This window comes from Paenibacillus sp. FSL R7-277 (genome assembly GCF_000517965.1).
GTDB classification, from domain to species: domain Bacteria; phylum Bacillota; class Bacilli; order Paenibacillales; family Paenibacillaceae; genus Paenibacillus_AQ; species Paenibacillus_AQ silagei.
Genome location: NZ_ASPX01000009.1, coordinates 126,779 through 145,062, shown reverse-complemented (window position 1 = coordinate 145,062; position 18,284 = coordinate 126,779). Strand labels below are relative to the sequence as shown.

Genomic DNA, 18,284 nt, shown 5'->3' with positions numbered 1-18,284 from the left:
TAATATGTAAGATCTTAGGGTATATGAATCTATCATATTTGCATAAAGAGGTTTAGGCAACAACAAATGGAAGAAAAGTAGAAGGGCGTCAAAAATAGCCAGCTTATAGGCTGACTTGTACGTGTGAAGGAGGTTTTAATTGCTTCCTAATACCGCCGTTATCTAATCCTCCAAATGATTGGTTCTCAACAGGCGGCCGAAGACCGCTATCTCATAAGCTGTGGAAAATCGGGCTTGCATCCCGCCATAAATTCTGTTATTTTGATATTAACAAAATGTAATTATCAATTAGTTAATAAGTATAAATTTCTCAGGATACAGAGGAATCGGAGGGATGAGCATGAAGAAGGCGTTAGGGAATTGGAGTAGGTTTGAACTCGCCTGGCTGGTGATATTTACGCTGATCGCGGTTGTTTTTACGGTGATGTCCAAGGATTCGCTCTTCGGGTTCACGGTCTTCATCACCGGGGTACTATGCGTGGTGCTGACGGCGAAGGGGAAGCTGGCGAGCTATGGATTCGGGATGTATAATACGTTCGGATATGCTTATTTGGCCTATATCAACGGATTATTCGGCGAGGTTATGCTGAATCTGCTATTCTTTGTGCCCATGAATATTGCAGGCTTTTATATGTGGAAAAGAAACATGCACGGCGGCAAGCTGTCCATGCGCCAAATGGAAACGAGGGGCATCCTGCTCACCGTTGCAGTCTGTGTGGCGGGAGCGCTGCTGCTGGGCTTCGGCTTATCGTTCATTCCCGCGCAGAACTCACCTTACATCGATGCCCTGACTACCGTGTTATCGGTAGTGGCAACGATTCTGATGGTGCGTCGCTTCAAGGAGCAGTGGCTGGTCTATATTGTGCTGAATATGTTCACCGTGCTGCTCTGGGTGATCCGGACGCTGGAAGGCAGCGGGGAGGGTCTGTTGATGATTGTCATGTGGAGTGCCTATCTGATCAATGCGGTCTACGGCTACTACAACTGGAACAATGGGGCTAAGGAGGCGCTGTCATGAAGACACTTGGATTAACCCTCGGGAAGTTCGCCCCGCTGCATAAAGGGCACCAGTTCATGTTCGAGACGGCGCTGCGGGAGGTTGACGAGCTGATTGTGGTGATCTATGAGACCAAGGTCTCTCCGGTACCGCTGCAGATCCGGGCCAACTGGATTCGCAGGCTCTATCCTGCGGTCCGGGTAATCGAGGCCTGGGACGGCCCGGGTGGATACTCGGATGACAGGGAGCATGAGATCCGGGAGGAGCAGTACATTCTCGGGCTGCTGAAGGGCGAGCAGGTGACCCATTTTTATTCGAGTGAATTCTATGGAGAGCATATGAGTCTGGCGCTGGGTGCTATTGACCGGCGGGTGGATGAGGCGAGGGTGCAGGTTCCGGTATCGGCCACGATGGTCCGCTCGGACCCTTACCAATACCGGGGTTATGTCAGCGGGCTAGTGTACCGCGATCTAATTACCAAGGTCGTATTTGTAGGGGCGATGTCTACCGGTAAGTCGACGATCACCGAAGCGCTTGCCCGGAAATACGGCACGTCCTTCGCCAGTGAATACGGGCGGGACTATTGGACGGAGCATCAGGTGGACCGCCGGATTGGGCTGGAGGCTTTTGACGAGATCGCGGTGGGGCATCTGGAGCGGGAAGAGCAGGCATTGCTTGATGCCAACAGGTATTTATTTGTAGACACGAATGCGATTACCACTTATATGTATGCGCTGGATTACCACGGGAAGGCACCTGAGCTGCTGACCCGGCTGGCCCTGGAGAACGCGCAGCGCTATGACTTGTTCTTTCTGTGCGACGATGATATTCCGTATGACGATACGTGGGACCGCAGCGGGGATCAGAAGCGTCAGGTGTTCCACAAGCAGATTATCGCAGATCTGAAGGAGAGGCGGATTCCCTATATAACCCTTAGGGGCACGCTTACGGAACGTATAAGCAAGGTGGACAGTGTACTGGCAAAATTCAAGCCGTACGGGAATTATTTCGGAAAGCTGGAGCATTGAGCCAGAGACAGAGGAGGCGGAGAGAGTGGAATTGAGAGATGCTAACGGACTTACAGAGCGTGAATTCCTGGAGCAGTACCGGGCAGGGGATTATGTGCAGCCTTCAGTGGCTACGGATATGGTAATCTTCACCGTCACGGACACAGAAGCAGACCAAGGGCCTGGTCCAGTGGCGAAGGAGCTGCGCTTGCTGCTCATCCGCAGAGGCGGGCATCCTTGCTTGGGAAAGTGGGCGCTGCCGGGCGGCTTCGTCCAGCCGGACGAGACCACGGATCAGGCGGCCGCACGCGAGCTGGAGGAGGAGACCGGTGTTACAGGTGTATATCTGGAGCAGCTTCGCACCTTCTCTGACCCCGGGCGCGATCCCCGTACCTGGGTGATCAGCAGCAGCTATATGGCGCTGGTCAACAGCCGCCGTATCCAATTAGAGGCAGGGGATGATGCCGAGGCTGCGGCCTGGTTCAAGGTAAGCTACCAGCTCCGGCAGGAGCACAAAGAGCTGCTGGAGCAGGGCTGCATCCGCACCCGTACCTATGAGCTTCGGCTGGAAGCGGGCGGGCAGGAGCTGGCAGCAGTGATCGAACAGACGGTGACGGTGACACCGTCGGCCAGATCGGTGCAATATGCCGTCTTGTCCAATGACGGACTTGCTTTTGATCACGCCAAGATCATTGCCTATGCCATTGAACGGCTGCGTCAGGAGATGGAAAGAACCGGAATCGCGCTACTCTTAATGCCTGAACAATTCACCCTGGCCGAGTTGCAGCAGGTCTACGAGGTGATTCTCGGCCAGGAGTTGCCGAAGGCGATCTTCATGGACAAGGTGGCTGCGCTTATAACCGCGACCAACCTGTACACAGAGCATACGGAACACACACCCTCCCGCCGCTTGTATCAGCGGAACTGGGGAGAAGCCTGAATTTTTAATTAGGAGGAACCATCAATGAACGCAGGAAGAGCAATATTAAGAACAATGGAATTCAGCCACGAGCTGGATGTGCTGCTACTCAGGCGTGGCAATGCGCATCGTCACCTTCCCGCCCCCGGAAGGGGAGACATTGCTTAGGCTTAGGCTGCCTCCGTGCTGCTCGGCCACAGAGCGTGCAATATAGAGCCCCATTCCGTGATGATTCCCGGAGCTGCGGCTCGGGTCGCCCCGGTAGAACTGGCTGGTGGCCTCCCGGAGGTCGGCCGCCGAGAAGCCGCTGCCGGTGTCGGTAACCGTGAACTGAACCGCATCCGGCCCGCTCTGGACAAGCAGGGCAATGCTGCCCCCGGGCGGGGTATGCTCGGCGGCGTTGGTAATCACGTTCATCATGCCCCGCAGCAGCAGCTCCTTGTGAATGAACAGGTATTCCGGCAGCTTCTCCTGCCGGATAGAGGTCTTCAGGTCCCTGCCTGCCTTGAGCGCCTTCATCTGCAGCTCCAGCTCAGCTATGATCTCTGCTGCCGGGACCAGCGCCTTCTGGCGGGAGGAGCCGGCCTGCTGGCTGGACAGATCAATGACTTCCTGCACGAAGGCTTCAATGTCTTCAGCGCTGCGGCGGATATAGCCGCTGTATTCACGCTGCGGCTCCGTCTCTACAATCTCCTGCAGCAGCTCGGCGTTGCCCCGGATAATGGTCAGCGGCGTCTTGATGTCGTGGGCCAGCGCGGAGATCTGCTCTCTGCGGGAGCGCTCCAGCTCCCACTGCTTCTCCAGTGAAGTCTGCAGGGCATCCTTCATCCGGTCCAGCGAGCCCAGTACCTCATCAATCTCCACAATGCCGCTGGGATGGACGGCGAACTCCAGATTCTCGCGCCGGATATTCTCGGTCGCTTCCTGCAGTCCGGCCATCCGCTCCGAGAGCTTCCGGCCGAACCGGGCCGCGAGCAGGGCGGCCATCACCAGGAACCCGAGCACGAAGAGCAAGGGGCCCAGGAGCTGGGGATTCGGCAGCGCGCTGCGCAGCACTGGAGAAGCATACTGCGGTGTCAGGACATAGCGGAAGATCCATAGCTCCTGCCCATGCTCAGCGGTGGTATAGTAGTAGGCGCTTCTGTTGTTCCCCTCCCGGATTATTCTCCAGGCTTGCTCCGCCTCCTTAGCCGTCAGGTTGCCGGCCAGCGGCTTCCCGTCCAAGGTGAATACGGTGTAATTCAGCTGGTCCGGGACCCGGGGAACCGTATCTGTTACATCAGCAGCTAACTGCTGCTTGAACTGGGCAATTGCCTTCTCCTCATAGTTGGCAGGCAGCAGCGCCCCCCGGGCGAACGCCAGCGCGAATACACCGAGCAGTCCTCCCAGCAGCAGAATGGTGCCCAGACTAAGCAGCAGCAGGTATTTTAGGAAAAAAGTGCGCAGTCGCACGGCTTTACGTTGTTTCACAGCTTCCACTTGTATCCGATCCCCCAGATGGTTTCTATGGCCTCCAGCCCGTGCCGGGCCAGCTTAGCGCGGATATTCTTGATATGCTCGGTGATCGCACTGCTGTCACTGTCCCCGTCCATCCCGAAGACCCCTTCATAGATATGGTCCTTGGAGAAGACCTGTCCGCGGTGGCGGGCCAGGAATTCGCAGATTTCATATTCGCTTTTGGTCAGCGGAACCTTATTCTCGCGTAGATACAGCTCCTTACCGGAGAGGTTCAGGCGCACGGGGTCCAGGTACAGCATATTGCGCCGCTCCCGGCCTTCCCGCCGGAGATGGGCCTGAATCCGCGCGCGCAGCGCGCCGATGCCGAAGGGCTTCGTAATATAGTCATCCGCCCCCAGCCCGAGTCCGTACATCAGGTCACTTTCCAGCGTCTTTGCCGTCAAAAAAAGAATAGGACAATCCACCGCCGTGCGGATCTCCCGGCAGAGCGTGAAGCCATCCACTCCCGGCATCATCACATCCAGCAGAATCAAATCATATGCCCCCAGATCGGTGCTGTGCACCTCCGCCGGATTGGAAATGGTGGTCACCAGATGCTGGTCTGTGCTCAACGCGTTATGAATCAGGGAGAGGATAGCGGGTTCGTCGTCTACCACAAGTATTTTGGCCATAGTCATTGTTTCCTTCATTTACAGATTAGGAGGCTAGTTATCCGCAGAGCGGCCCTCCCATTTGTTGAACCATAACATACTGAGGAGGCCAGCGGCTATTGTTGCTCCTGTACAGATGGATATGCCGGTGGCCAGTCCCGTTTCAGCCCGGGGCAGCCGGAGTCCCGAATGCTGAATCTCCAGCAGGGAGAGGAAACGGCCGCCCCAGGCGAAGGGGATATACGGCCACAGGATATCGCCAAGACCAGTCAGCATCAGGGCGGCGAGCAGGCTCCCCGTGATTCCTATGCCGATGGAGACTCCCCGGCCGAACCGCAGGCTGACAGCGAAGTGAACCAGATAGAGCAGGATGTTGCTTGCGAACAGGATCACGGCACCGGTCAGATAAAAGAGTATGCCGTGCCGGTCCTGCCCCAGCATTCCGGCAAAGCCCAGGCTGAACAGGACAAAGATCAGCAGGACAGCCCCCAGGCTGGAGCCCAGCAGGAGCAGCAGCTTGCTTGCATAGGTGGTGCTTCTTGCCGCAGGCAAGGCCAGCATTCCCTGGAATCCTCCGGCGGCGGCCTCCTGCTCCGCTGCCATCGCACAGAGCAGCCCGATGAGGGTAGGAAACGCACAGGCGACCGCCTGTATGAACGCCATCACCTTAACCCCTTCGCTGGCAGAGGAAATGGAATAGTAAGCCATGAATAGGGCAGCCCCGATCAGCGGAGTCAGCAGATGGGTCAGGAGAAACGGGGTGCGCCGCATTTTGAGCAGATCGGCCCTGAGCAGACCCGGCAGTGCATTCATGCTACTTCGCCTCCTGTCTACGGAACCATAAGGTGGTCAGCAGGAACAGAAGGGCGAACCATCCGAGGGAGACCAAGGTACCGGGAAGAATCATATCTGTGCTGCGCAGCGGGCTGTCCGCCGGGACCGGCAGGCCGTTCGGCAGGATGGACAGCACCGGACACATGAGCCTTGCGGTAATTGTATAAGGAATGTAATCCCATAAGCCGCCCTTGTCGAATTGAACTACACCTAGAATAGTACCGAACAGGTTCAGCAGGATGGCTGCGAATAATCCGAGCCGGGCAGCCAGGAACAGGCACAGCGGAATCTGCCACAGGAAGGTGAGGAAGATCAGCGCGCTGCCTGCCAGACTGCTTGGCAGTGTAATCATCTGTCCGAACAGCAAGCTACCGGCTGTAACGCCGGTCAGGAACACGGCTAGAGTAGTGAGCAGCCAACCGGTGCAGGCAAGGATTTTGCTGGTCCAGAGCGTACCTGGTGTAAAGGGCAGGGCCAGCAGGCTGCGGTATTTCAGCTTGGCATCCTTGAGCAGCGCCAGCGAACAGGCCAGGCTCAGCGCACCGGGCAGGAACAGGGTATACCACCAGTTGTAGGAGCCGCTCTGGAACAGGCTGCCGCCCATGAGCACCGCACACAGCAGAAGCGCAACCGCCGGGGCAAGCCAAGTCAGCTTGGGAATGAAGGTCCGCCGCCATTTCAGGCGTTCGGCTTGTATGACATTAAGCATGAACCGCACCGTCCCTCCGGTGGGCCGCAGCAACCTGCATGAACAACGCCTCCAGGTCCTGGTCCGGGGAGATTGGACCCTGATAGCCCAGTACGCCGCCCGCGATGATGCCAATATGGTCGGCTGTCTGCTCCACCTCGGAGAGCAGGTGGCTGGACAAGATGACGGTGATTCCCTGCTCCGGGAAGGAGCGAATCAGCTCCCGCAGCTCCTGAATCCCGATCGGGTCCAGCCCGTTCGTCGGCTCGTCCAGAATCAGCAGCTCCGGCTGGTTGAGGAGCGCAATGGCGATGCCGAGCCGCTGCTTCATCCCCATGGAGAATTGTCCGGCCCGCTTCTTCCCGGTTGCGGTCAGATCGACAACGGCAAGCACCTCTTCGATACGCGACTGCGGCAGTCCGAGGGCCAGCGTGCGTACCTTCAGATTCTCCCGGGCGGTCAGATTATCGTACAGCGGAGGTGCTTCAATTAATACGCCGATCCGGCTTAAGTCCTTCCGGGTCCATTCCTGGCCCTGGAAGCGGATTGTCCCGGAATCGGGCCGCAGCATGCCGGTAATCATTTTGAGCAGGGTCGATTTGCCTGCACCGTTCGGACCGAGCAGCCCGTAGACCGAATTGCGTGCAACAGTTAACGATACGTTGTTTACGGCTGTCTGGCGTTTGAAGCTTTTACATAGATCCTGTATTTCCAGAATATGTTCCTGCATAGTATATCATCCTTTCTCTCCCTATACTCTAAGGGCAGATTCTAAGGATTCTGTAAGGATGACATGGCAGAGCCCCTGCCTGGTTGAACAGGAGGGGCTCTGTGTTGACTTTGCAGCAGCCGGCGGGAAGGATTAACGACGCCGGAAGGCGCCGCCGCGGGCCAGGGCAAAGAAGATCAATAGCGCAACGATGGAGCCGATAATGGCCGGAACAATGTGGAAGCCACCTACTACAGGGCCTCTTGGACCAAGCAGCTCAGAGCCCAGCCAGGAACCGATGAACCCGGCGATTACATTGCCCAGTACGCCTCCCGGAACATCACGCCCGATTAGATTGCCGCTTAGCCAGCCGATGAGTCCCCCTACGATGATTACCCAGAGCAGATACATTGATTTGTCCCCTTTCTAGTTGGTTTATTCAAGGTATGTTGGAAAATGCGATAGGTGAACCGCCTGCCGAAGGTTTATTTTTGGAAAGGATATAGCTAGCGGTCCGGAAACAGCAAAGGCTCCGGCTACACCAGGGTGCGCGGACCGAATGTAGGCGAGAAACCGAACACAATATGCTGGCGACGGGTTCACGGGCAATGATAACAGGTGATCTGCACCGCAGAGAGATTAACGTGCGCTGCCAGTGTTAATATTAAGTATAGGAGGAGGGATCGGATGAACAAAATTCTCGTAATCGATGATGAAGCTGCCCTTAGAGATCTGATCGAGCTTGTGCTCCGCAGAGAGAATTATGAGGTGCGGACAGCGGAGAACGGGAGTGCGGGACTTACGGCCTTGGATGCTTTTCAGCCGGACCTGGTGGTACTGGATCTGATGCTGCCCGATTGCTCGGGCTATGACCTGTGTAAGGAGATCACCAAGCGGCAGGCCGTTCCCGTCATTATGCTGTCGGCCAAGAATGAGATTATCGATAAGGTGCTGGGGCTTGAGCTGGGGGCAGAGGATTACATGACCAAGCCGTTCGATAACCGGGAGCTGCTGGCGCGGATCAAGGTGGTGCTCCGGAGAGCCCAGAACAGCGGTCTGCCCGCAGAAGCTGAAGATACCCGGATCACTCATGAGGAGCTGACCTTCGATCTGGAGACCCGGGTGGTGCAGAAAGGCGGCGTTCCGGTGGCTCTGACAGCCAAGGAATTCCGGATTCTGGAGACCCTGCTGAAGCGCCCGGACAAAATCTATACCCGGGATGAGCTGCTGGAGATTGTCTGGGGCTATGACTTCATGGGCGACAGCCGCAGCGTGGATATGACGATCATGCGCTTAAGAAAGAAGCTGGAGGATGATGCCGAGAATCCGAAATATATCCGCACCGTCTACGGCTTCGGTTATCAGCTGGGAGGTGGCTCCGCCTGAAATACGCGACCCGGCTGGTGCTAATGTATTTGCTGTTCTCGGTGCTGTCCTTTGCCGTTATCATTATTTCGGTTAATAAGGCGATTGACTATTTCAGCTTCGTAACCATAGAGAAGCAAATGATGGAGAAGGCCGATCTTGGCGAGATGTCCTTCAGGGAGGTGCTCTCCAGGCACGAACAGGAGGTAGATGCGGGGCAGATGGAGGCGGTGGCGAGAAGCGCGCTGGAGACGTTAAAAGCCTCCGTCAAGGAGGTGCGCATCTACGACAGCAGCCAGAAGCTGCTGGGACTCGCCGTTGACGGGATTGTGATCAATAACAAGACCCCTGTCATTTTCCCCGGGAATATCCAGAATGCCCTTAAGGGCAATTATGCGTATACGGTCTCCGAGGATCATCTGCTGTACTTCGCGGTTCCGATCCAAGACAAGTATTATCAGAATAGCTATGTGTACGAGTTCGTGGAGGATGTCTCTTATTTCTATACGATGATGGACCAGATCCGCTATATCCTGTTCGCCGGTGCAGGGGGATTCATTATTCTGATTACGCTCTCCAGTCTGTTCATTGCCCGGAATACGACGAAGCCGATTAAATATCTGCTGGGTGCTACGGAGAGCTTCTCCAAGCAGCAGTTCCGCGAGGTTCACCTGAATCGGAAGGATGAGCTGGGCATGCTGGCTGCGGGCCTGAACCGGATGGGCATTCAGCTCAGCGACTATATCCAGTATCAGAAGCAGTTTGTCTCGAACGTATCCCATGAGCTGAAAACGCCGCTTGCTGCGATCAAGGGGTTCTCTCAATATTTGTACGAAGGCGAGGACGAGGATGAGGAGCTGCAGCGGATCTACTTCCATCTGGTGAATGAATCGGACCGCCTGACCCGGCTGGTCAATGAGCTGCTCATGCTGTCGCGCTTCGATAAGGCAGGGCAGGATGGAATCGATGCCGAGAAGACGGACCTGGCACAGCTGGCTACGGGGGTAGCCGCCGGAATGCGGGCCAAGGCTGACAGTAAGGGGATAGAGCTTACGATCCGGCAGGGGCCGCCGGCCTTCGTCAATGTCAATCAGGTGCTGATGTCCCATGCCATCGCGAATGTGCTGGACAACGCGATCAAATACTCCGGTCCCGGTACCCGGGTAAGCATTGAAACTTTGGTCCGGGAGCAGGAAGCTGTCGTGCGGATCAGCGATCAGGGCATTGGAATCAGCGCGGATGAGCTTACCCGTGTGCAGGAGCGGTTCTACCGGGCAAGCAATGCAGGCGGGGCAGGCGGAACGGGGCTGGGGCTGTCCATCTGTAAGGAGATCGCTGAGAAGTTCGGCGGGCATCTGGATATAGAGAGCCAGCTCGGCGCGGGAACCACGGTCTACATCCGTCTGCCGCTCCTGTGAACAGGCGTTACAAGACTGATACAACTCTGTTATTACACTAATAAATGCTTTTCGTATACTAACCTCATACCAAACAAACAACGCGTCCATCGCGTACATTCATGGAGGGATTACTTATGGGAACATTTAAAAAACCGGCAGCGCTGCTGCTGCCCGCAGTATTATTAATGACACTTCTGGCCGGATGCCAATCCGATTCGGCCGCTCCGGCGGCCACTCCTTCGGCAGAACCTACAACTGAAGCGGTGGCCACGGCGGCACCGGAGGCTACCCCTGCGGCGACTGAAGCTGCTACGGCCGAGCCAACCCCTGCGGCTTCAGCGGGCAGCCCGGAGGCAATCAAGGAGGGAACCATTGAGAAGGAAGGGAATGTGGTTCTGAAGGAGCTGGCTTTTGTCTATAAGGACCAGACTATTGCCCTCTCTGACATTGTGGATGATGCTAAGCTGGAGAGTATGCTTGGCAAGGCAACGGCGAAGAAATCGCACACTTATTCCTTGGATGACGGTAAAAATATGGATACCCTGATCGGCAGAACAGAGAACACGTATACCTTCCCGGGCCTTGAGATTAAGACCATTGATTCGGGTGACGGCAAGCGGTTCTACATCTTCAACATGAAGATCACTGATCCGAAGTACACTACGGTCCGTAATATCAAGGTCGGAGACAGCCTGGATACGCTCAAAAAAGCCTATCCCGAAGGCAAGCTGACCGGAGACGGTGCACCTGAGGAAGAGGATGACTTCCGGTTCGCCCCAAGCAACTATGTGGATTATATGCTGTTCCACGTCAAGGGCGCTAAGATTGAAAGCATAAGCATCTCTACTCTGCTGGACTAAATCAGTCCCCTGAATCAGCAGAATACTGAACAGCCCTGCCGCTTCACGGCCTGTAACGGTCATGACGCGGTCAGGGCTGTTTGTCTTTTGTCTGCCTATTCCCGGGCGGACTTCCTATTCCACTGGAGCCGGCTCCAGCACCCGCACCGTCTCCCCCTCTACCAGCTCGGGCAGATAGTAGTTGCTGTTCTTCAGATCTTTTTTACCCTGAAGCTTCTTAATGACCCATTCGGCGGCGTCACGGCCCATTCTCTCCTGCGGGTGGGTCAGCGTCGTCAGCTTGATCCCTGCATTCTTGGCGATATAGGAATTGTCCTGCCCGATAATCGACAGCTCTCCAGGAATTGAGATCCCCAGTTCGCGGCACACCTTGACCACTTCCAGGCCCACTTCATCGTTATAGCAGACGATAGCGGTCAGCACCTCTCTGTTATCTGTCAGGAATTGCTCCAGATTGGCCGACAGCGCCTGCTTCGATTCGGTATCGAAGGAGAGGACCTGCTCCGGGTGGAAGCGCAGCTTGGCCTCGCCGAGTGCCTTGATATAGCCCTTCATGCGGTATTTGCCCTGGAGATCGTCCATTTTGGCGATAATCCCGATCTGGGTATGGCCCTTCGCAATCAGCTCCCGGGTCGCCAGATAACTCGACTGTACGTCATCCAGGCAGAAGAACGGCACCTCCAGCTCCTCATAATAAGCGTTAATCATGATGAACGGGACGTCCTGCTCCTTGAACGACAAGTAGTAAGCGATGTTGGGATTGTACAGGTTGCTCTTGGTTGGCTCAATGATCAGCCCGTCTACCCCGTAGGACAGCATCATCTCCAGCGCTTTCTTCTCCTGGGCGACATCGTTATTGGTGCTGGCAAGCAGCAGCGAATAATTGTCTTCATTCAGCCTGCCTTCAATGCCCCGGATAATGGACGGGAAAATATAATCGGAGAGGTAAGTGGTTATTACGCCGATGGTCCGCTTGCCCGCGCCATTCCCGGATTTGGACCGGAACTGGTGGCTGACATAGGTGCCCGAGCCCTTTTCGCTGCGCAGGAACCCCTCATTGGATAGCTCCAGAATGGCCTTCCGCACGGTCTGGCGGCTGACGCCGTACATCTCCTGCAGCGCCGACTCCGTAGGAATTTGCTCGCCTACACTGTAGGTGCCGGACAGGATGTTGCTTTTGAGTTCATCGAATATGATCTGGTACTTGGTTCGCACACGGGTCACTTCTTTCATAGTTGTTCTTATATGGAGTGGAGAAATTATTGTAGTTGTACGTACATATTATAGTTTGAATATAAGCTTTATATCCCCGGATGTCTACTATATATCATGATTTGCGTAAAATACGGGTGATTTTCCGGTAAATTTGTAGGTATATCTTATATCTATTGTTGACAAATGTACGAACAAAAAATATACTAAACCTGTTCATAAAGGAAGCGCATTCTTTAGATTCGTAAGTAACACAGTTTGGTTCAGAGAGGAGTAACGTGGGCATGGATCAGAACATCAAGCAAGCGATACTTAAGGGAGAGACATCACTGGGTATCGAATTTGGGTCCACACGTATCAAGGCCGTCCTGATTGATCAGCGATTCGAGGCGGTTGCATCCGGAAGCTACGAGTGGGAGAACCTGCTGGAAGGCGGGTACTGGACGTATCCCCTCACCGATATCATCAAGGGGCTGCAAGCGGCTTACCGCGAGATGAAGCAGGAGGTTGCACAGAAATACGGGGTTACGCTTACTACTGTCGGTTCGATCGGATTCTCAGCAATGATGCACGGATATATGGCCTTTGACAGCGCGGGCGAGCTGCTGGTTCCGTTCCGGACCTGGCGTAATGCTACAACCGGTGCGGCGGCCAAGGAATTAACAGAGCTGTTCCAGTTCAATATTCCGGAGCGCTGGACCATTGCCCACCTGTATCAGGCGATTCTGAACGGGGAAGAGCATGTTCCGCAGGCAACGTTCGTAACGACGCTGGGCGGATACATCCATTGGCTGCTGACCGGCAGCAAGGCGATCGGGATTGGCGATGCCTCCGGGGTCTTCCCTATAGATGAAGCTTCGCAGAATTACCATCCGGCCATGGTCAGCCAGTTCGATGAGCTGATTGCCGCTAAGAATTACCCTTGGAGGCTGAGTGATCTCCTGCCCAAGGTCTACGCAGCAGGCGAGCAGGCTGGTGTGTTAACGGAAGCCGGAGCGAGACTGCTGGATGAGTCCGGGGACCTGCTGGCAGGCATTCCGCTCTGTCCTCCAGAGGGCGATGCCGGAACAGGAATGGTCGCTACGAACAGTGTGCGCAAACGGACCGGTAATATCTCTGTAGGCACCTCCGTGTTCGCCATGATCGTGCTGGAGAAGGACCTTACAGCGGTATACCCTGAGATTGACATGGTGACTACCCCCGATGGCAGTCCGGTAGGGATGGTGCATGCCAACAACTGCTCCAGCGATATCAATGCCTGGGTCGGCTTGTTCCGGGAATTCTCGGAGGCGATGGGCTTCAAGGCTGATCCGGCCCAGCTCTTCAGTGTTCTGTTCAATAAAGCGCTGGAGGCGGACGCCGATGGCGGCGGGCTGCTCAGCTACGGCTATTTCTCGGGTGAGAACATCACCGGGCTGGAGAAGGGACGGCCGCTGTTCGTCCGTTCACCGGAGAGCCGGTTCACGCTGGGCAACTTTATGCGGACGCATCTGTTCTCCGCTTTTGGCGCGCTGAAGATTGGTATGGATATTCTGACCTTGAAGGAGCAGGTGTCCATCGACAGCATTCTGGCGCACGGCGGCTTGTTCAAAACGCCTGTTGTCGGACAGAGAATCGTGGCTGCTGCGATGAATGTTCCGGTCTCCGTGATGGCAACAGCCGGAGAAGGCGGCGCGTGGGGCATGGCGATTCTGGCTTCTTATATGAAGAACAGAGCGCAGCAGGAGCGTCTGGATGATTTCCTCGACCAGAAGGTCTTCAAGGATATCGAAGGCGAGACCATTCATCCGGTTGCGGCGGATGTGAAGGGCTTTGAATTGTTCATGGAACGCTACACGGCGGGTCTGGCGATTGAGCAGGCCGCTGTAGATCATCTCGTAGAGAACGGAGGAAATTAACACATGCTGGAGCAACTGAAGGAAGAGGTGTACGAGGCCAATCTGGAGCTGCCTAAGCACGGGCTGGTCAAATACACCTGGGGCAATGTGAGCGCGGTGGACCGGGCGAGCAGTCTGTTCGTCATCAAGCCGAGCGGAGTCAGCTATGACAAGATGAAGCCGAGCGATATGGTCGTTGTGGATTTCGATGGCAATGTGGTGGAGGGAGAGATGCGGCCTTCCTCGGATACAGCGACCCATGCTGTACTCTATAAGCATTATGCCGAGATCGGCGGCATCGTGCATACGCATTCCACGTGGGCAACCATTTGGGCTCAGGCCGGACTGGATGTTCCGGTTATGGGGACGACACATGCAGACACCTTCTATGGTTCTGTACCGTGCACCCGGTTCCTGACCCAGGAAGAGATTGACCGCGGTTATGAAGCAGAGACCGGGCATGTGATCATTGAGACTTTTGAACAGCGGGGGCTGGATGTGATGGCGATTCCCGGCGTTCTGCTGAAGGGCCACGCGCCGTTCACATGGGGCAAGGATGCCCACGCCGCTGTAATGAACAGTGTGGTACTGGAGGAAGTATCTAAGATGAACCACTTCGCCCGCCAGCTGAATACGTTCGCCGAGGAGCTGCCGCAGCGGATTCTGGACAAGCATTATCTGCGCAAGCACGGCAAGGATGCGTATTACGGACAGAAGTAACGACTTTTACCAAACTAATAGAGAAGAGGATGAATGATATGTCAACAGTAAGCGACAAGCAATTCTGGTTCGTCGTAGGATCGCAGCACCTGTATGGAGATGAAGCGCTGGGTGAGGTGAAGGCACATGCCCAGGAAATGACTGATGCGCTCAACAACAGCGGGGTGCTTCCTTATCCGCTGGTATTGCAGGATCTGGCCGTTAGCGCAGACAAAATCACCTCCATCATGAAAGAAGTGAACTATCGTGATGAGGTTGCCGGTGTAATCACCTGGATGCACACCTTCTCCCCGGCCAAAATGTGGATTCGCGGCACGAAGCTGCTGCAGAAGCCGCTGCTGCATCTGGCTACCCAGTACAATGAGAGCATCCCTTGGGCAACGATTGACATGGACTTCATGAACCTGAACCAGGCTGCCCATGGCGACCGTGAGTATGGCTTCATCAATGCCCGCCTAAAGAAGCAGAATAAGGTCGTTGTAGGATACTGGGAACGTCCGGAAGTCCAGAAGCAGATTGCCGAGTGGATGGATGTTGCCGTAGCATATAACGAAAGCTTCAACATCAAGGTTGCCCGTTTCGGCGACAACATGCGCAACGTCGGCGTTACCGAAGGCGACAAGGTAGAAGCCCAGATTCAGTTCGGCTGGACCGTAGACTACTTCGGCATCGGCGATCTGGTCGCTTATGTGAATGAAGTGAAGCAGGAAGAGATCGATGCCCTGTTCGCAGAATATACCAAGCTGTATACCGTTGATTATGGCACGTACAGCAAGGAAGATTGGGAAGCCAGTGTGAAGGTGCAGGCGAGCTACGAGATTGCCCTTAAGCGCTTCTTGGATGCAGGCGGCTACAATGCCTTCACCTCTAACTTCGAGGACCTGCACGGCATGAAGCAGCTTCCGGGTCTGGCTGTTCAGCGCCTGATGGCCCAAGGCTACGGCTTCGCCGGTGAAGGGGACTGGAAGACTGCGGCCCTGGACCGCCTGATGAAGGTGATGAGCCACAACCTGAACACCGGGTTCATGGAGGATTACACTTACGAAATGGCTGCTGGACAGGAAGCGATTCTCCAGTCCCACATGCTGGAGGTTGATCCGAGCCTGGCTAGCAACCAGCCGAAGATCATTGTCTCCCCGCTGGGGATCGGCGACCGTGAAGACCCGGCCCGCCTCGTCTTCGACGGCAAGGCAGGCGAAGGTGTCGTGGTATCGATGGCCGACTTCGGCACTCATTACAAGCTGCTGATCAACGAAGTTACCGCCTTCGAACCTACCGTTCCGGCTCCGAATCTGCCGGTAGCCCGTGTACTGTGGCAGGTGAAGCCTAACTTCCAGGACGGAGTCAGAGCCTGGATCGAGAACGGCGGCGGACACCACACCGTTGTATCGCTGAACCTGACCACCGATCAGATCGTTACCTATGCGAAGCTGGTTGGCCTGGAATATGTAATTATTAAGTAATTAGAGTAACTTGTTAAGGGAAGCGCGAGCAGCATGTGAAGAAGAGCGAAGGGGCATATAGCCCTCTCGCTCTTTTTGTTCGGCAGGTATGGCGGGCGCGGCGCCGGTATGCAAAAGACATCTGCCTGCCCCGCCGGGAAGCGTGAGAAAGATGTATGCGAAAAACTGAACACAATTTGCTGCTGCGACGGTAGATGGCCCAATGTAGTCGAAAAACCGATTACAATGCGGCGGATGGGGGCGCGCGGACCAAATGTAATCGAAAAACCGATTACAATGCGGCGGATGGGAGCGCGCGGACCAAATGTAATCGAAAAACCGATTACAATGCGGCGGATGGGCGCTCGCGGACCAAATGTAATCGAAAAACCGATTACAATGTGGCGGATGGGCGCTCGCGGACCAAATGTAATCGAAAAACCGATTACAATGCGGCGGATGGGGGGCGCGTGGACCAGTGCCCCTGGTGTCCCTAACGTCCCCGCCTGCTCCGCTCACTTCTTATTCCGCGCACGGTATTGCTGCGGTGTGGCCCCGACGATCCGTTTGAACAGGTTGGAGAAGCTGCCGAGGCTGGTGTATCCGACCTGCTCGGCGATATCGGTGATCTTCAGCTCTGTCTCCTCCAGCAGCTGCTTGGCCTTCTGCAGCCGTTCCTGAATAATCACATCGGAGATTGACAGCCCGGTCTCCTTCTTGAACAGCCGCGACAAGTAGGCCGGGTTCAAGTAGACATAAGCCGCGAGTTCGTCGCGGGTGATCTCTTCGCTCAAGCGGGAGCGGATATACTGCCTGATCTTGGTGACTGTGGCCGAGGATACGTTATTGCTGGTCTGCAATAAGTGCATTACGGCTCGCAGGCATTCCAGCGCCCAATGCTGGAGCGAAGCGGACTGCTTCGGATAATTCTCCTTATCCATCAAGGGCTTCAGCTCCGCTGAGGCGTGTGCGGATAAGCCTTTTTTGGCGAGAACGGTGTGTACAATGAACAGGATGCCGTGGATAAGCTGGCGGTGCAGCTCACTTGTCCAGCGGCCGGGCTCAATGCCCGAGAACCACAGCGTCACGCGGCGCTCCAACTCCTCCAGCTCGCCAAGCTCCAGGAGGGTTGCCCACTCTCCGAAGATATGCATAGGCGCTGCCTGAGGCACCGGCGCAAGCGGCTGATCTCGGCTATATGCCTGATCCTCCGGTCCGAACACCTGACGCGAACGATTCAGGTTGCGTTGTTCCCGCTCCGTGACATCCGTGTAAGCGCTCATGATTCCAGACAGAGGGACACCCGCGCTGATGTAGATCGAGAGGGAGCAATGCAGCAGCCGTCCGCAGGTATCCAGGAAGGTGCGGCCATTCTGCTCCAGCGTATGCCGGACGGCGTTCATATCGCCACGCACGTAGATGACCGCCAGATTATGGCCGACCTGATCCTGCAGCACAGTGCCTTCCAGCCCGCTTAGCAGCAGCTCATCGGCCATGTTGCGCAGTGCATATTCCATAATCGTCTCATCCCGTGCGCTAAGGTTCTCCTTCCACTGCTCCAACCCCAGCAGAGCGAGGAAGTACCGGTCTCCAGGCTGCAGATCCAGATTGTAGGTGTTCGCCGGAAGGGTGAGCGATTCCAGCACGGGCGCTGCCCGCTGGCTGAGAATATCCTGCCAGAACCGTTCCACCAGCAGGGGGAGCTGATGCTCCCACTGTCTCCGGTACTTCTGGATCAGGGCCTCGAACTGCTGCTGCTCTCTCTGCTTGCTGATCTCGAATAGCGCCTCACGGGAGATTTTCATCAATTCCTCATAGTCTACCGGCTTGAGCAGATAATGGAAGGCACCATGGTAAATCGCGCGCTGGGCATACTCGAAATCGGCATGGCAGGTCAGCATAATCGTCAGCGTACCGGGAGCGGATTGCTTCACCCAGGCCAGCAGCTCCAGGCCGCTTCTGCCCGGCATTTCGATATCGCAGATCAGCAGGTCTACAGGCTGCTGCTCAAGAACGGCAATCGCCTGGTCTACGTTCTCCGCCAGACAGACATCTGACACGCTAAGCGCGCTCCAATCCACCCCCTGCTGGAGGCCGAGCAAGGCGAAGTATTGGTCGTCAACGATTAGAACTCTGTACATTGAAC

Annotated in this window: 18 protein-coding genes; 10 read left to right on the top strand and 8 right to left on the bottom strand. The window is 55.7% G+C overall.

The window, feature by feature from the left end; all coding sequences use genetic code 11:
- Positions 1-340 precede the first annotated feature (340 nt).
- Genes pnuC through C173_RS04670 form a run of 3 tightly spaced genes read left to right on the top strand, consistent with a single transcriptional unit; the run spans position 341 to position 2,944 of the window.
- Positions 341-1,018, top strand: coding sequence for a nicotinamide riboside transporter PnuC (gene pnuC / locus C173_RS04680; protein ID WP_036722881.1), 678 nt, complete (start codon positions 341-343; stop codon positions 1,016-1,018).
- Positions 1,015-2,025, top strand: coding sequence for an AAA family ATPase (locus C173_RS04675; protein ID WP_036722880.1), 1,011 nt, complete (start codon positions 1,015-1,017; stop codon positions 2,023-2,025). Before pnuC ends, C173_RS04675 begins: the two co-directional genes overlap by 4 nt.
- A gap of 25 nt (positions 2,026-2,050) precedes the next feature.
- Positions 2,051-2,944 (top strand): NUDIX domain-containing protein, encoded by an 894-nt coding sequence (locus C173_RS04670; RefSeq protein WP_036722879.1) that lies wholly within the window; start codon positions 2,051-2,053, stop codon positions 2,942-2,944.
- 84 nt (positions 2,945-3,028) lie between these two features.
- Here the strand turns inward: C173_RS04670 and C173_RS04665 are convergent, their stop codons facing one another.
- From C173_RS04665 to C173_RS04640, 6 genes are all read right to left on the bottom strand, one after another.
- The gene (locus C173_RS04665; protein WP_155991234.1) at positions 3,029-4,393 is read right to left on the bottom strand and encodes a sensor histidine kinase; all 1,365 of its coding nucleotides are present in this window, start codon (positions 4,391-4,393) and stop codon (positions 3,029-3,031) included.
- Complete coding sequence (locus tag C173_RS04660) at positions 4,390-5,052, bottom strand: response regulator transcription factor (protein ID WP_036722876.1); 663 nt, start codon at positions 5,050-5,052, stop codon at positions 4,390-4,392. Before C173_RS04660 ends, C173_RS04665 begins: the two co-directional genes overlap by 4 nt.
- Positions 5,053-5,085: 33 nt before the next feature.
- Positions 5,086-5,844 carry a lantibiotic immunity ABC transporter MutG family permease subunit gene (locus C173_RS04655; RefSeq protein WP_036722875.1) on the bottom strand — a complete coding sequence of 253 codons (759 nt, stop codon included), beginning with the start codon at positions 5,842-5,844 and terminating at the stop codon, positions 5,086-5,088.
- 1 nt (position 5,845) lies between these two features.
- Positions 5,846-6,574, bottom strand: a complete 729-nt coding sequence (locus C173_RS04650; protein WP_036722873.1) for a lantibiotic immunity ABC transporter MutE/EpiE family permease subunit — start codon at positions 6,572-6,574, stop codon at positions 5,846-5,848.
- Complete coding sequence (locus C173_RS04645; protein ID WP_036722872.1) at positions 6,567-7,283, bottom strand: lantibiotic protection ABC transporter ATP-binding protein; 717 nt, start codon at positions 7,281-7,283, stop codon at positions 6,567-6,569. Before C173_RS04645 ends, C173_RS04650 begins: the two co-directional genes overlap by 8 nt.
- A gap of 132 nt (positions 7,284-7,415) precedes the next feature.
- Complete coding sequence (locus tag C173_RS04640; protein WP_036722871.1) at positions 7,416-7,673, bottom strand: GlsB/YeaQ/YmgE family stress response membrane protein; 258 nt, start codon at positions 7,671-7,673, stop codon at positions 7,416-7,418.
- A gap of 276 nt (positions 7,674-7,949) precedes the next feature.
- Between C173_RS04640 and C173_RS04635 the strand changes: the two genes are divergently transcribed.
- The 3 genes from C173_RS04635 (at position 7,950) to C173_RS04625 (ending at position 10,887) form a co-directional block, all read left to right on the top strand.
- Positions 7,950-8,648 carry a response regulator transcription factor gene (locus C173_RS04635; RefSeq protein ID WP_036722870.1) on the top strand — a complete coding sequence of 233 codons (699 nt, stop codon included), beginning with the start codon at positions 7,950-7,952 and terminating at the stop codon, positions 8,646-8,648.
- A gap of 23 nt (positions 8,649-8,671) precedes the next feature.
- Positions 8,672-10,045 carry a sensor histidine kinase gene (locus C173_RS04630; RefSeq protein WP_235191770.1) on the top strand — a complete coding sequence of 458 codons (1,374 nt, stop codon included), beginning with the start codon at positions 8,672-8,674 and terminating at the stop codon, positions 10,043-10,045.
- Between the two features lie 116 nt (positions 10,046-10,161).
- Complete coding sequence (locus C173_RS04625; RefSeq protein WP_036722869.1) at positions 10,162-10,887, top strand: hypothetical protein; 726 nt, start codon at positions 10,162-10,164, stop codon at positions 10,885-10,887.
- 114 nt (positions 10,888-11,001) lie between these two features.
- Here C173_RS04625 and C173_RS04620 read toward each other — a convergent pair whose 3' ends face one another.
- Positions 11,002-12,102 carry a GntR family transcriptional regulator gene (locus C173_RS04620; RefSeq protein ID WP_036723078.1) on the bottom strand — a complete coding sequence of 367 codons (1,101 nt, stop codon included), beginning with the start codon at positions 12,100-12,102 and terminating at the stop codon, positions 11,002-11,004.
- 281 nt (positions 12,103-12,383) lie between these two features.
- Here C173_RS04620 and C173_RS04615 point away from each other — a divergent pair, with 281 nt between their 5' ends.
- The 4 genes from C173_RS04615 (at position 12,384) to C173_RS34850 (ending at position 16,635) form a co-directional block, all read left to right on the top strand.
- Positions 12,384-13,997, top strand: coding sequence for a xylulokinase (locus C173_RS04615; RefSeq protein WP_036722867.1), 1,614 nt, complete (start codon positions 12,384-12,386; stop codon positions 13,995-13,997).
- 3 nt (positions 13,998-14,000) lie between these two features.
- Positions 14,001-14,696 (top strand): L-ribulose-5-phosphate 4-epimerase, encoded by a 696-nt coding sequence (locus C173_RS04610; protein ID WP_036722865.1) that lies wholly within the window; start codon positions 14,001-14,003, stop codon positions 14,694-14,696.
- 38 nt (positions 14,697-14,734) lie between these two features.
- Complete coding sequence (gene araA, locus C173_RS04605; protein ID WP_036722863.1) at positions 14,735-16,159, top strand: L-arabinose isomerase; 1,425 nt, start codon at positions 14,735-14,737, stop codon at positions 16,157-16,159.
- A gap of 194 nt (positions 16,160-16,353) precedes the next feature.
- On the top strand, positions 16,354-16,635 hold the full coding sequence (locus C173_RS34850; RefSeq protein WP_235191769.1) for a hypothetical protein: 282 nt from the start codon (positions 16,354-16,356) through the stop codon (positions 16,633-16,635).
- Positions 16,636-16,653: 18 nt separating this feature from the next.
- Here the strand turns inward: C173_RS34850 and C173_RS04600 are convergent, their stop codons facing one another.
- Positions 16,654-18,279, bottom strand: a complete 1,626-nt coding sequence (locus C173_RS04600; RefSeq protein ID WP_036722860.1) for a response regulator — start codon at positions 18,277-18,279, stop codon at positions 16,654-16,656.
- Positions 18,280-18,284: the final 5 nt, after the last annotated feature.